At 67.5% G+C, this 13,705-nt stretch carries 15 protein-coding genes and 1 tRNA gene; 14 read left to right on the top strand and 2 right to left on the bottom strand.

The window, feature by feature from the left end:
* The first annotated feature begins 101 nt into the window (after nt 1-101).
* The 11 genes from leuC to nadA all read left to right on the top strand — a co-directional run bounded on the left by leuC (nt 102) and on the right by nadA (nt 9,168).
* The gene (leuC, locus tag FSB78_RS07860; RefSeq protein WP_147081574.1) at nt 102-1,541 is read left to right on the top strand and encodes a 3-isopropylmalate dehydratase large subunit; all 1,440 of its coding nucleotides are present in this window, start codon (nt 102-104) and stop codon (nt 1,539-1,541) included.
* Between the two features lie 97 nt (nt 1,542-1,638).
* Complete coding sequence (gene leuD / locus FSB78_RS07855) at nt 1,639-2,268, top strand: 3-isopropylmalate dehydratase small subunit (protein WP_147081572.1); 630 nt, start codon at nt 1,639-1,641, stop codon at nt 2,266-2,268.
* Entirely contained in the window at nt 2,231-3,229 is a 999-nt protein-coding gene (locus FSB78_RS07850) for an NADPH:quinone oxidoreductase family protein (protein ID WP_199743136.1), read from the top strand. Before leuD ends, FSB78_RS07850 begins: the two co-directional genes overlap by 38 nt.
* 115 nt (nt 3,230-3,344) lie before the next feature.
* Nucleotides 3,345-3,668: a DUF1476 domain-containing protein gene (locus FSB78_RS07845; protein WP_147081570.1), complete on the top strand. Its 324-nt coding sequence runs from the start codon at nt 3,345-3,347 to the stop codon at nt 3,666-3,668.
* Nucleotides 3,668-3,898, top strand: a complete 231-nt coding sequence (locus tag FSB78_RS07840) for a BolA/IbaG family iron-sulfur metabolism protein (RefSeq protein ID WP_147081568.1) — start codon at nt 3,668-3,670, stop codon at nt 3,896-3,898. Before FSB78_RS07845 ends, FSB78_RS07840 begins: the two co-directional genes overlap by 1 nt.
* A gap of 10 nt (nt 3,899-3,908) precedes the next feature.
* Nucleotides 3,909-4,232, top strand: a complete 324-nt coding sequence (grxD, locus tag FSB78_RS07835; protein WP_147081565.1) for a Grx4 family monothiol glutaredoxin — start codon at nt 3,909-3,911, stop codon at nt 4,230-4,232.
* Nucleotides 4,233-4,587: 355 nt separating this feature from the next.
* Nucleotides 4,588-4,956 (top strand): BlaI/MecI/CopY family transcriptional regulator, encoded by a 369-nt coding sequence (locus tag FSB78_RS07830; protein ID WP_147081564.1) that lies wholly within the window; start codon nt 4,588-4,590, stop codon nt 4,954-4,956.
* Nucleotides 4,953-6,437, top strand: a complete 1,485-nt coding sequence (locus tag FSB78_RS07825; protein WP_147081561.1) for a M56 family metallopeptidase — start codon at nt 4,953-4,955, stop codon at nt 6,435-6,437. The genes FSB78_RS07830 and FSB78_RS07825 overlap by 4 nt, the downstream gene beginning before the upstream one ends.
* A 157-nt stretch (nt 6,438-6,594) precedes the next feature.
* Entirely contained in the window at nt 6,595-7,452 is an 858-nt protein-coding gene (locus FSB78_RS07820; protein ID WP_147081559.1) for an MBL fold metallo-hydrolase, read from the top strand.
* Complete coding sequence (locus FSB78_RS07815) at nt 7,434-8,156, top strand: DUF4230 domain-containing protein (RefSeq protein WP_147081557.1); 723 nt, start codon at nt 7,434-7,436, stop codon at nt 8,154-8,156. The genes FSB78_RS07820 and FSB78_RS07815 overlap by 19 nt, the downstream gene beginning before the upstream one ends.
* A gap of 13 nt (nt 8,157-8,169) precedes the next feature.
* Nucleotides 8,170-9,168 carry a quinolinate synthase NadA gene (gene nadA / locus FSB78_RS07810; RefSeq protein WP_147081555.1) on the top strand — a complete coding sequence of 333 codons (999 nt, stop codon included), beginning with the start codon at nt 8,170-8,172 and terminating at the stop codon, nt 9,166-9,168.
* A 115-nt stretch (nt 9,169-9,283) separates the two neighbouring features.
* Here the strand turns inward: nadA and FSB78_RS07805 are convergent, their stop codons facing one another.
* Nucleotides 9,284-9,499 (bottom strand): DUF3072 domain-containing protein, encoded by a 216-nt coding sequence (locus FSB78_RS07805; protein WP_147081553.1) that lies wholly within the window; start codon nt 9,497-9,499, stop codon nt 9,284-9,286.
* A gap of 324 nt (nt 9,500-9,823) precedes the next feature.
* Here FSB78_RS07805 and FSB78_RS07800 point away from each other — a divergent pair, with 324 nt between their 5' ends.
* From FSB78_RS07800 to FSB78_RS07790, 3 genes are all read left to right on the top strand, one after another.
* Nucleotides 9,824-11,671: a potassium transporter Kup gene (locus tag FSB78_RS07800; RefSeq protein ID WP_147084081.1), complete on the top strand. Its 1,848-nt coding sequence runs from the start codon at nt 9,824-9,826 to the stop codon at nt 11,669-11,671.
* A complete protein-coding gene (locus tag FSB78_RS07795) occupies nt 11,671-12,189 on the top strand; it encodes a 2'-5' RNA ligase family protein (RefSeq protein WP_147081551.1) in 519 nt (172 codons plus the stop codon). Before FSB78_RS07800 ends, FSB78_RS07795 begins: the two co-directional genes overlap by 1 nt.
* Before the next feature lie 53 nt (nt 12,190-12,242).
* Nucleotides 12,243-12,319: transfer RNA gene (locus tag FSB78_RS07790), tRNA-Met, on the top strand.
* Nucleotides 12,320-12,341: 22 nt separating this feature from the next.
* Here FSB78_RS07790 and FSB78_RS07785 read toward each other — a convergent pair.
* A complete protein-coding gene (locus tag FSB78_RS07785; RefSeq protein WP_147081549.1) occupies nt 12,342-13,643 on the bottom strand; it encodes a DUF418 domain-containing protein in 1,302 nt (433 codons plus the stop codon).
* Between the last annotated feature and the right edge of the window lie 62 nt (nt 13,644-13,705).

The following is a 13,705-nucleotide window of genomic DNA, read 5'->3' as shown; positions in this document are numbered from 1 at the left end:
GCAGAGAGGGTGACGGAGCGGTCCGAACCGTCAACGGCGCGAGCAAGAAAATTGCCGTAAAGCTTGGCCATACGCGTGGTTTCGGTTAACGCAGCGCCGTCATGGCTACCCAACCCCAAACGCTGTACGAAAAGATCTGGGCCGCGCATGTCGTCGAGCGACGCGACGACGGTACGTGCCTCATCTATATCGACCGCCACCTCGTCCACGAAGTCACCAGCCCGCAAGCGTTCGACGGCCTGCGTCTCGCCGGCCGCAAGGTGCGCCGCCCCGACCTGACTCTCGCGGTCCCCGACCACAACCTGCCGACGACGCAGCGCGTCGACGCGACCGGGCGCGAACTGCCGATCGCCGATCCCGAAAGCGCGGCGCAGCTCGACGCGCTCCGCCGCAACACGGCCGAGTTCGGTATCGACTATATCGACGCCAACGCCGTGCAGCAGGGCATCGTCCACGTCATCGGCCCCGAGCTCGGCTTCACGCTGCCCGGCACGACGCTCGTCTGCGGCGACAGCCACACCTCGGCGCACGGCGCGCTCGGTGCGCTCGCCTTCGGGATCGGCACCAGCGAGGTCGAGCACGTCCTCGCCACGCAGACCCTGCTGCTCTCGCAGTCGAAGACGATGGAGGTCCGCGTCGACGGCGAACTCGGCTTCGGCGTCAGCGCGAAGGACGTGATCCTCGCGATCGTCGGCAGGCTGGGCGCGGCCGGCGGCACCGGCTACGTCATCGAGTTCACCGGCAGCGTCATCCGCAACCTGTCGGTCGAGGGACGCCTGACGATCGCCAACATGTCGATCGAGGCGGGCGCGCGCGCCGGGCTGGTCGCGCCCGACGACACGACCTTCGCTTATCTCAAGGGCCGGCCGATGGCGCCGTCGGGCCAGGCCTGGGACGATGCGGTCGCCTATTGGCGCACGCTGCCGAGCGATCCGGGCGCGGTGTACGCCAAGACGATCGTCCTCGACGCGGCCGACATCGCGCCGGGCCTGACCTGGGGCACCAGCCCCGAGGATTTCGTGCCGATCACCGGCGTCGTGCCCGATCCGACGAGCTTCGCCGACCCCGCCAAGCGGATCGCCGCGCAGAAGTCGCTCGATTACATGGGGCTCACCGCGGGCACGCCGATGACTGAGGTCGCCGTCCAGCACGTCTTCATCGGCAGTTGCACCAACAGCCGGATCGAGGATCTGCGCGCCGCCGCGAGCATCGCCGACGGCCGCCACGTCGCCGCCGGCGTGCGCGCGCTGGTCGTGCCTGGCTCGGGCCAGGTCAAGCGCCAGGCCGAGGCGGAGGGACTCGACCGCATCTTCAAGACGGCCGGGTTCGAATGGCGCGAGCCGGGCTGCTCGATGTGCCTCGCGATGAACCCGGACAAGGTGCCGCCGGGCGAACGCTGCGCATCGACGTCGAACAGGAATTTCGTCGGGCGACAGGGGCCGGGGGCGCGCACGCACCTCGTCTCGCCCGCGATGGCCGCCGCCGCTGCGGTGACGGGCCGGTTGAGCGACGTGCGTGAATTGATGGGGGAACGGGCGTGAAGAAGGTACTGATTTTGCTGGTCGCGGGCGCGATGTTCAGCGGCGTCGCCGCCTATGTGGCGTCCGCCCGTACCCTCCCGGAGCGCACGACGCAGCGATGAAGCCCGTCACCACCGTCAGCGGCACCGCCTATCCCTGGGGTGCGAAGAACGTCGACACCGACGTCATCATACCCGCGCACTGGCTGAAGACGATCACCCGCACCGGCCTCGGCAAGGGCGCGTTCGAGACCGTGCGCGCGCAGCCGGGCAACATCTTCGACGATCCCGCTTATGCCGGCGCGCCGATCCTGATCGCGGGCGACAATTTCGGCTGCGGGTCGAGCCGCGAACATGCCGCCTGGGCGCTCGCCGACTTAGGGATAGCCGCGGTGATCGCGCCGAGCTTCTCGGACATCTTCTCGGGCAACGCGTTCAAGAACGGCATCGTCACGGTCGTCCTGCCCGAAGACGTCATCGACCGGCTGATCGAGGTCGCGAAGACCGATCCCGTCACGATCGACCTGGAGAGCATGACGGTCACCACGCCGTTCCAGGACCGCTTCAGCTTCGAGTTGGACGCGTTCCGGCGCCAGTGCCTGATGGAAGGACTGGACGAGATCGGCCTGACGCTGGCAAGGGATACCCAGATTTCAAAATTCGAGGCCGGGCTGCGCGAGAATCGCCCCTGGACCCTCAAGGAGAGCGGGTATGCGGGCGTTGCTGTCGAAGGTGTCGGGCGGACCTGAAACTCTGGAACTGAGCGAGCTGCCCGATCCCAAGGCCGGGCCGGGGCAGGTCGTGGTCGCGGTCAGGGCCTGCGCGATCAACTATCCCGACGTCCTGATTATCGAGGACAAGTACCAGTTCAAGCCGCCGCGCCCGTTCGCGCCGGGCGGCGAGATCGCCGGGACGATCGCCGAACTGGGCGAGGGCGTCACCGGCTGGGCGGTCGGCGACCGTGTGATCGCGATGATCGGCAATGGCGGGCTAGCCGAGAAGGTCGTGGCGAGCGCCGCCGCACTCTATCGCCTGCCCGAAGGTCGCAGCTTCGCCGAGGGCGCATCGCTGATCCTGACCTATGGCACCACGATCCACGCGCTGCGCGACCGCGGGCATATCGCGGCCGGGCAGACATTGCTCGTGCTCGGCGCGGCGGGCGGGGTAGGGCTCGCTGCGATCGAACTCGGCAAGGCGTTCGGTGCGACCGTCGTCGCCGCGGTGTCGTCCGACAAGAAGGCGGCCGCCGCGAAGCAGGCGGGGGCCGACACCACGCTCGTCTATGGCCGTGCGCCGTTCGACAAGGACGCGTCGAAGGCGCTCGCCGAACAGTTCAAGGCGGCGGTCGGCCGCAACGGCGCGCACATCGTCTATGATCCGGTCGGCGGCGACTATGCCGAACCCGCATTGCGCTCGATCGCATGGGAAGGGCGGTATCTGGTCGTCGGCTTCCCCGCGGGAATCCCGAAACTCCCGCTCAACCTGACCCTGCTCAAGAGCTGCGACGTGTGCGGCGTGTTCTGGGGCGCGTTCGCGGCGCGCGATCCGCAGGCCAACGCCGAGCATATCGCGACGCTGTTCGAGCTGTGGGAAGCCGGCAAGATCGCCCCGCGCGTGACTGAGACGTTCCCGCTGGAAAAGGGCGGCGACGCGATCGCCAAGATGGCCGCGCGCGGCGCGATCGGGAAACTGGTGGTCGAGGTCGCCTGATACCCGTCATGCTGAAACGAGTTCAGCATGACGTTGGGGCTTGCGCCCCATTGTTGCACCCCCGGCCTACCCCCCCTATCTAAACCCGGACGACAAACACGGGGACCCGCGCGCCATGACCAGCATCGAAGACCGCGGACGCGCGAACGAAACGCATTTCGCGCGCGAAGAAGAACTGGCGTTCCGCATCACCGCACGCCGCAACCGCCTGCTCGGCCAATGGGCCGCGACCGAGATGAAGCTGACCAAGGAAGAGGCCGACGCCTATGCGACGGCACTGGTGCACGCCGACCTCGAGGGGGGCGGTGACGACGACGTCGTGCGGAAGCTGGTCGGCGACCTGACCGCCGCCGGCGTCGACCATGACGAATCCACCGTCCGCCGCGCGCTCGCGCAGCAGATGATCGAGGCGCGGCGCCAGCTGCTGGAGGCGCAATAATGCCGATGGCCGCCGACGACATCGCCGCCGCCATCCGCGACGCGATCCCCGATGCCGATGTCGTGATCACCGATCTCGCCGGCGACGGCGACCATTATGCCGCGCTCGTCACCAGCGCGAGCTTCGCCGGCCTGAGCCGCGTGAAGCAGCACAAGGCGGTCTATGCCGCGCTCGGCGACCGCATGGGCGGCGTGCTCCACGCGCTCCAGCTTACCACCGTGATTGCCTGAGGACGAATTTATGACTGAAGACGCCAACGCCCGCATCGACACGCTCGTCAAGTCGAACCCCGTCGTGCTGTTCATGAAGGGCAGCCCGCTGTTCCCGCAGTGCGGATTTTCGAGCCGCGCGATCGCGATCCTCAACCATCTGAACGTCGAGTTCGAGAGCGTCGACGTGCTGCAGGACCAGGGCATCCGCCAGGGCATCAAGGCCTATTCGGACTGGCCGACCATCCCGCAGCTCTATGTCGACGGCGAGTTCGTCGGCGGGTCCGACATCATGATGGAAATGTACGAGAGCGGCGAGCTGGCCCAGCTGTTTTCGAAGGATGCGGAGGCCTGAACCGGGTGCGGGTGGATCGACGCGAGATCGTGAAGCGATCGATCCACCCGGCTTGAAGCGCTGAAACGCTCGGTACGCGTCAGACTATGCAGTCCGCGTGCCAGATTTGGCGACCCGCGTATTTTAGCGGGATGCGGTAGTTAACGGCGACGGTGCCGACACCGCGCTTGTAAGAGAATTCGACACATTCCCCCCACGTCATCCCGGGCTCGTCCCGGGATCCAGGGTTCCAAACGCTGCATCCGATTACCCTGGATCCCGGGACAAGCTCGGGATGACGGCGTGGGTGGGACGTCCCCCTTGACTACAACCGTAATCAATACGATTACACCCGTAGTCACAGAGGAGCCGAGTCGTGCCAGAGCGTATCAGCGATGCCGAACATGCCGTCATGGAAGTGCTGTGGGACGAATCCCCGCTGACCGCGCAGGACGTCGCCGAGCGCGTCGACCCCGCCAAGGGGTGGAGCGCCAACACCGTCAAGACCTTGCTCGGCAGACTGCTGGCCAAGACCGTCATCGGCCATGAGGCCGACGGTCGCCGCTATCTCTACCGCCCGCTCGTCGCGCGCGACGATTATGTCACGGGCGAATCGCGCCGCCTCATGGACCGGCTGTTCGGTGGCAAGTTGACCCCGCTGGTCGCGCATCTCGCCGAACGCGACGAACTCACCGCGCAGGACATCGCCGAGATCGAGGCGCTGCTGCAGGAGTACAAGGCGTGAGCGCCGCACTGTCGGGCTGGGCGATCGCGGCGCTGATCGCCTCGACGGTCCTGATGATCGCCGTGTTGCTCATCCGCACGCCGGTCCGCCGTCTTTTCGGGCCGCAGGTCGCCTATGCGCTATGGGCCTTGCCCGCGCTGCGGCTGATCCTGCCGCCAATGCCACAGGGGTGGCGCGACATCGCCACCCCCATCTCGCGCGCCGGCGAGACGATCGCAGTCTATGTGATCGAACCCGCCGGTACCGCCGCCGTCGCGTCTGCGCCCCACTATCCCTCGCTCGGTTTGGTCGCCGGTGTGCTGTGGGGCGTGGGCGCGGCGGTGTTCCTCGTCTGGCATTTCGTCCAGCACAGCCGCTTCTGCGCGCGGATGCTCGGCACCGCCGAGCGACTCGACGACCAGCAGGGGGTGCGCGTCATCGCCAGTCCCGCGGCGCCGGGCCCGCTCGCGTTCGGCGTCGTCCGCCGCTACGTCGCGTTCCCGCGCGATTTCGACGACCGCTACGATGCCGACGAACGCGCGCTCGCGCTGGCGCACGAGCTCGGCCACCATCAGCGCGGCGACCTGGTCGCCAACTGGGCGGCGCTCGTCGTGCTCGCGCTCCATTGGTTCAATCCGGTCGCCTGGCGCGCGTTCCGCCGCTTCCGCGCCGACCAGGAACTCGCCAACGACGCGCGCGTGCTCGCCGGCCGGTCCGCGGTCGACCGCCACATCTATGCCTGCGCCATCGTCAAGGCCGCGCATGGCGGCGCGGTGTCCGCCGCCTGTCACCTCCATACCATCACCGACCTGAAAGGGAGACTCCGCATGCTGACCACCTCGCGCACCTCGCGCCGCCGCCTTGCCGCCGGAACCGTTTCGGTCGGGCTGCTCGTCGCCGCCGGTCTCGGCTTCACCGCCTCGGGGACGAGCGCCGCCGAGGCGATCGGCGCCCGGATCCACACCGACCTGCCGGCCATGCCTCCGATGCCCGCGATGCCGCAGATGGCATCCGTGCCCGCGGTGACACCCGTGCCGCCGATGCCGCCACGGGCGTCGCTGCAGGCGGTCGAGCCCGTTCCGCCGGTTCCGCCCGTTCCGCCCGTTCCCGGCGTCGGCGGCCCGCGCACTCGCATCATGCAGATCCGCACGGGCGACCGGGCGACGGTCCCCGGCGTCCCGGAGGTCAGCGAGCGCGTCTGCGCCGACGGCCGCGACGGCGACGTCAAGCAGCTCGTGATCAATCGTCAGGACGGCGACCGCCGGATCATGGTGGTGTGCACCAACCGCATCGAGAAGGCGGCGTCCGATGCGGCGGAGCTCGCGGTGAACAGCAAGGACATCGAACGCAACGCGCTGCGCCACGCGATCACGGGCCTGCGCAGCGCACGCGCCGGGATCGCCGGCAACATGAGCATGTCCGCGGAGCAGCGTGCGGAGGCGCTCGCCGGGATCGACGAGGGTATCGCCGAGGTGGAATCGGATATCGCCAAGGCGAATTGAGCGGGCGCGGTCCTCACCGTTCCCCCGCGAAGGCGGGGGCCCAGGGTAATAGGCGGTAACGGTCGTAACCCTGGGCTCCCGCCTTCGCGGGAGAACGGTAGTTGGAGAGTTGCCGAGCACCCTTGCCAACCCAACCCCGAGCCGCCATCTCGCGCGCATGGCTGAGCATCCGACCGGCATCCCGATCCAGCTCGAGCCGCTCGTCGTCCGCGTTCTCGCGCCGAACGCGTCGCCCTACACCTATACCGGTACGCAGACGCATATCGTCGGCACCACCGATCTCGCGGTGATCGATCCCGGCCCCGATGATCCCGCGCATCTCGCCGCGCTCGCGCGCGTCATCGCGGGGCGCCCCGTGACCGCGATCGTCGTCACGCACCACCACCGCGATCACAGCCCCGCGACGCGTCCGCTCCAGACCGCGACCGGCGCGCCGATCGTCGGCGCCGCACCGTTCGCGCTCGACGATGCGGGCGCGCGCGCGGACGCCTCGTTCGATCCCGACTACGTCCCCGACCGCGTGCTGGCCGAGGGCGACAGCGTCTCGGGTGACGGCTGGACGCTGCAGGCGATCGCGACCCCCGGCCACACCTCGAACCACCTGGCCTTCGCGCTGCCGGAGACGAAGGCGCTGTTTTCGGGCGATCACGTCATGGGCTGGTCGACGACGATCGTATCGCCGCCCGACGGCGACATGGCGGCCTACATGGCGAGCCTCGACAAGCTGATGGGGCGCGACGACCGCGTCTATTATCCCGGCCACGGCGAGGCGATCGAACAGCCGCAGCGCCTCGTCCGCGGGATGCTCGGCCACCGCAAGCAGCGCGAGGGGCAGATCCTCCGCCTGCTCCGCGAGGATGCGATGCCGATCCCGATCCTGGTCTCGCGCATGTATGTCGGGCTCGATGCCCGGCTGGTCCCCGCCGCGGCGCGCTCGGTGCTCGCGCATCTCTATGATCTGCAGACCCGCGGACTCGTTCGCGAGCAGGAGGCGTCGTGGCAGATCGCGGCATGACCCCGATGCCGCGGGCCTTGCGCGTCGTCGTGCTGTCGCTCGTGATCGTCGCAGGGCTCGCGGCGATCCTCGCGGCGTATCGCACCTACACCACGCGCTACATCATCACGCCCGAGCGCCGCGACGGACCGGCGGTGGCGAAGATCGTCGAGACGACGTTTGCAGGCGCGAGCGACCTCAAGGTCAGCACGCTGTCCGGCACCGTCCAGAGCGTGGGGTCGAACCGCGGCTGGTTCACCTGGCTCGATTCGAGCTACGTGATGAAGGCGCCGTTCTCGGTCGGCTATTTCGTCGACCTGTCGGGGATGGGTCCGTCGGACTTCCGCTGGGACGAGAAGCGCAAGGTGCTGAGCGTCCGCGCGCCCGACGTGCGGCTCGGTGACATCAACATCGACGAATCGCACATCTATATCGAGGACACGAAGGGCGTCTTCGTCACGCGGACGATGATGGGCGCCATGCGCCGCCAGGCGTCGCAGGGGGCGGAGCGCGTCGCGGACGGCGAGGCGCGCAAGCCCGAGCGGATCGCCGCCGCTCGCCGCAACGCGCGTGCGGCTCTGACGAACCTCGTTGCCGGACCATTGCGCGCGGCGGGCTTGCGGAACGTCACCGTCGCCGTGACTTTTGCGGGTGAGCGCGGCCGCTCGACCGAGCGCTGGGACACCTCGCGCTCGCTGCAGGATGTGCTAGGCAACGCCAGCTAATCGGGATGTGATCATGGAACTTCGTCAGAACCTTGCCGGCGTGGACATCCGCGCCGAAATCGAACGCCTCCGCCGCGAGAAGAACGCGGTCATTCTCGCGCATTACTACCAGAAGCCCGAGCTGCAGGACCTTGCCGATTTCGTCGGCGACAGCCTCGATCTGTCGCGCAAGGCCGCGGCCACCGATGCCGACGTGATCGCATTCTGCGGCGTGCGCTTCATGGCGGAGACCGCGAAGATCCTGTCGCCCGACAAGATCGTGGTCCTGCCCGACATGGACGCCGGCTGCAGTCTGGAGGACAGCTGCCCACCCGAGCAGTTCGCGGCGTTCCGCGCGGCGCATCCCGATCACATCGCGCTGACCTACATCAACTGCTCGACGGAGGTGAAGGCGCTCAGCGACATCATCGTCACCAGCTCGTCGGCGGAAACGATCCTGGCACAGCTGCCCGCGGACCAGAAGATCATCTTCGGCCCCGATCGCAACCTCGGCGGCTATCTGGTCCGGAAGACCGGGCGCGAGATGCTGTTGTGGCCGGGCGTCTGCATCGTCCACGAGGCGTTCAGCGAGACCGAGCTGATGAAGCTAAAGGCGCAGCACCCCGGGGCGCCCGTCGTCGCGCATCCCGAATGCCCGGCGATCATCCTCGATCATGCCGATTATGTCGGCTCGACGCGCGGGATCCTCGAATATGCGATGGCGATGCCCGGTGATACGCTGATCGTCGCGACCGAGCCGCACATCATTCACCAGATGGAAAAAGCGCTGCCGAACAAGCGCTTCGTCGGTGCCCCCGGCGCCGACGGCAACTGCAACTGCAATATCTGCCCGTATATGGCGCTGAACACCGTAGAGAAACTCTACGTCGCGCTGCGCGATCTGGAGCCGCGCATCGAGATCGAGGAGAGCCTGCGGCTGAAAGCGAAGGTGAGCCTCGATGCGATGCTGACGATGGCGTCGGGCAGCGTGGGGAAGGGTGACCTCGGGCCGGCGCGGGTGACGGGGGACTAAACCACCTCTTCGTCATCCCGGGCTCGTCCCGGGATCCAGAGCCACGAGCGTCATCGCCTGTAACCCTGGATCCCGGGACAAGCCCGGGATGACGGAAGGGTTTGCCGAAAGAAGCCTACTGGCCGCGGCCGGTCTTGCCCTGCAGCTCGTCGATCTTGAGCGACGCATCGGCCTTGGTCAGCGAATCGTCGAATTCCTCATGCGCTTCCTCGGACAGCGTCTTGAGATAGCTCGCCTGCGCACCGGTCATCTTCTCGTCGCCGGTCGTCCAGTCGTGCGGATCCTTCTCGGCGTTGGAGAAGGGTTCGGACTTGGGGTTCGTGTCGGACATGCTGTGTTCCTTTCGAGTCTGTCCAACGCGGGTGTTCCGCATGTGTTCCCGTCGATTCCTTCTGGTGTAAGACCTTGTGCATGGCCCGGCCGCGTACCAGATCCGAGAAGCGCGTGGATGACCACGTCCCTGCCGACAGTCCCGTTGCTTGCCCTTGGCGCAACGTGCTAAATCCTGTCCCTGGGGTGAACAACGGGCATTGAACATGGTGATTTCCAACCTTTCGGACGCCGCGCAGCGCCGGTGACCGAGTCTCCCCAGGCGGCCCTTCCGGCAGCACGCGACGATGCCGACGCGCATCTCGGTCATCACAACAGCGACGGCATGCTGAAACTCGCGCTCGGCGCGATCGGCATCGTGTTCGGCGACATCGGCACCAGCCCGCTCTACGCGTTCCGCGAGACGTTCGCCGGGCACCACAAGCTCGCGCTCGACCCCGCGCACATCATGGGCGTCATCAGCCTGATGTTCTGGTCGATGATGATCGTCGTCACCGTCAAATACGTCATCATCATCATGCGCGCCGACAACAAGGGCGAGGGCGGCAGCCTGGCGCTGCTCGCGCTCGTCTCGGGCAAGACCAAGACGAAGCGGTGGAGCAAGGGGATCATTTTGCTCGGCGTGTTCGCGACCGCGTTGTTCTACGGCGACAGCATGATCACGCCGGCGGTGTCGGTGCTGTCCGCGGTCGAGGGGCTCGCGGTCGCGGCGCCCAGCTTCGCCGGGCTCGTCCTGCCGATCGCGATCGCGATCCTGATCTTCCTGTTCTACATCCAGAGCAGCGGCACCGCGCGCGTCGGCCTGTTCTTCGGGCCGATCATGCTCGTCTATTTCGGCGTGATCGCGGTGCTCGGCGTGCTCAGCATCGCGCAGACGCCCGAGGTGCTGTGGGCCTTCTCGCCGCATTACGCGGTCCAGTTTTTCCTGATCGATCCCGAACGCGCGTTCCTGGCGCTCGGCTCGGTGGTGCTCGCGGTCACCGGCGCGGAGGCGCTGTACGCCGACATGGGGCATTTCGGCCGGAAGCCGATCGGCGTGTCGTGGCTGTTCTTCGTGCTGCCCGCGCTGATCCTGAATTACATGGGGCAGGGCGCGCTGCTGTTCCGCGACGGCGATGCCGCGCTGGTCAGCCCGTTCTACAACCTCGCGCCCGCCGCGCTGCAGCTCCCGCTCGTCATCCTCGCGACGATGGCCGCGGTGATCGCGTCGCAGGCGGTGATCTCGGGCGCCTTCTCGGTCACGCAACAGGCAATCCAGCTCGGCTTCATTCCCCGCCTGCGCATCGAGCATACCAGCGCCTCGACGCAGGGGCAGATCTACATCCCGCTCGTCAACTGGGCGTTGATGATCATGGTCATCCTGCTGGTCCTGTTCTTCCGCACCTCGTCGAACCTGACCAGCGCGTACGGGATCGCGGTGACGGGGGCGATGTTCATCGATACCTGCCTGCTGGGCGTGGTGCTGTTCCGCCTCTGGAACTGGCCGGTCTACGCCGCGGTGCCGCTGCTGGCGGTGTTCTTCCTGGTCGACGGCGCCTATTTCGCGGCGAACCTGACCAAGGTGCCCGCAGGCGGCTGGTTCCCGCTGCTGGTCGGCTTCATCATCTTCACCTTCCTGACGACCTGGTCGAAGGGGCGGCAGCTGATGATCGACCGGATGCGCGAGGCGGCGATGCCGATCAAGGTGTTCATCAACTCGGCGTCGGGGTCGGCCTCGCGCGTGCCGGGTACCGCGGTGTTCATGACCTCGACGCCGGACGGCGTGCCGCACGCGCTGCTGCACAACCTCAAGCACAACAAGGTGCTGCACGAGCGCGTCATCCTGCTGACCGTGAAGATCGTCGGACAGCCCTATTGGCCCGCGCACGACCGCGCGATCCGCGAGGAGCTGGGCGAGGGTTTCCACCGTCTCGTCCTGCGCTACGGCTTCATGGAGGATGCCGACGTGCCCGCCGCGCTGCGCGAGGTGCATAATTGCGGCGCCGACTTCAAGATGATGGACACCAGCTTCTTCCTGTCGCGCCAGACTTTGCTCGCGTCGGACAAGCCGGGGATGATGATCTGGCGCGAGAAGCTGTTCGCGTGGATGCTGCGCAACGCCGAAAGCGCGATGGAGTTCTTCCGCCTGCCGACCAACCGCGTCGTCGAGCTCGGCAGCCAGATCGAGATCTGATGTCCATCGAGCCTGCGCCTGCGCCCATCATCGTCACCGCGCTGTTCGGGCGAAAGGACACCGCGTTCTTCGACACGATGCGGCGGACGCATTTTCCGCCCGAGCGCAACCAGCTCGATGCGCATCTGACGCTGTTCCATCACCTGCCACCGTCGAGCGTCGACGAGTTGAAGCACCGGCTGAACCAGGAGACGCGCGGGATCCGGGCGCCGCAGGCGCGCGTCGGCGGGCTGATGTCGCTCGGCCGGGGTGTCGCCTACCGGATCGAATCGCCCGAGCTGGTCGGCATCCGCGCGCGGCTGGCCGATGCGTTCACGGGCATGCTGACCCCGCAAGACGCCGGCGGCTGGCGCCCGCACGTCACGATCCAGAACAAGGTGACGCCCGCGGTGGCCAAGCTGCTGCTCGCCGAACTCAACCGCGATTTCCGCCCGAGCGACGTTGAAATCGCAGGGCTGGGCGCGTGGTGGTATCGCGGCGGACCCTGGGAAGCGCTTTCCCGTCACATGTTCGCTTGACCGCCCGGAATCCCCTTCCTATAGGCCCCCCTCGCGAGTGAAAGCACGCCTTTGGCGGAGTAGCTCAGTTGGTTAGAGCACGGGAATCATAATCCTGGGGTCGGGGGTTCAAATCCCTCCTCCGCTACCACTCGCGACCCATTTCTACCGGATCAGATAGCCCGGAACGGCAGCCGCCGGCGCTCCACGACCGAGCGCCAGGCCCATTCGACCGGCGCGATCGCGAAGTGGCGGACCCAGAGCATCGCCAGCGCCAGCAGCGCAAGATCGACCCCCGCCGACACCAGCATCATCGGCATCCAGGTCAGCCGCCCGTAGAGCGCGAACCCGAACGGCGGGAACAGGACCCACAGCAGCACGATCGTCTGCAGCACGTACAAAGTCAGCGCGGTCCGCCCGGCCGCCACGAACGGTCGCAGCAGACGCGCGCCGAGGGCCGTGCCGAGCAGCAGGTGGATCAGGCCGATATGGCCGAGCGTCATGCCGAGACGCGCGAACTCGTCGGTCGCCCAGCTGAACTGCGGGTCGGTCGTGAACCGCGTCGACTCATAGGCGCCGAGCACCCGCAGCGGCACAGCGAACGCATAGGCCGCGAGCGTCACCCCCGCGTAGAACGCGCGCGAGCGTTGCCCCTGCAGGATGCCGAGCTTGAACAAGGCCGCGCCGATCAGCATCGTGCTGGCCGCCTCCCAGATCGAGAAGAGTTCGCTCAGGTCCAGTCGCTCGACGGATTTCGCGATCTGCGCCTTGACCCAGTCGGTGGTGCTACCCGATCGCGCCTTGTCCTCGGCGACGACCGCGGCCTTGTGTGCTGCCTGCGCCTTTGCGCGCTTGGCGGCACGGGCGGAGGCCTTTGCAAGCGTCGCGGTCTCGGCCTTGTCGAGGGTGACACCGGCATCGCGCTTGGCCGTCAGGGCGGCGACCTCCGCGCGGGTATGGATCGGCTTGTAGATCCCGAAATAGCCCGCGCCGCCGAACTGCGCGACCGCGGCAAACAGGCCGAGCGCGATCAGCCAGCGCGGTCGCCACCGCCTGAACCAGACCGCGACCATCGCGGCGACCGCATAGGTATGGAGGATGTCGCCCGGCCACAGCAGGACGAACATGTGGACGATCCCGAACACCCACAGAACCACGTTGCGCCGAAAATACCGGCCGAGCACCAGATGGTCGCCAGCCGCCTGCGCGATCCGGTCGGTCAGGATCACCATGCCTGCGCCGAACAGCATCTCCAGCAACGCCCGGGCCGTGCCGTCCGCCACGATGTCGCGCACCCACCACGCGACCTGGTCGGCGATGCTCCAGCCCAGGTGACGAATATCGGGGCTGCTGAACGACTGCCCCATGTCGTTGACGTTCATGAACAGGATGCCGAGGATCGCGACCCCGCGCAGGATGTCGAGCGAGGCGAGACGCGGGGCGCCGTCGGGTTCGGGGGTCGGGACGGCTGTCATCGGCCGAGCGTAGGGCCGGGGCGGGGCGGGACGCAACAGGCCGTCGGTGCGCCTGCGTCGTG

It is taken from the genome of Sphingomonas ginsenosidivorax, from assembly GCF_007995065.1.
GTDB classification, from domain to species: Bacteria; Pseudomonadota; Alphaproteobacteria; order Sphingomonadales; family Sphingomonadaceae; genus Sphingomonas; species Sphingomonas ginsenosidivorax.
The sequence above is the reverse complement of the archived record's forward strand: the minus strand, read 5'-3'. Positions and strand labels throughout refer to the sequence as shown.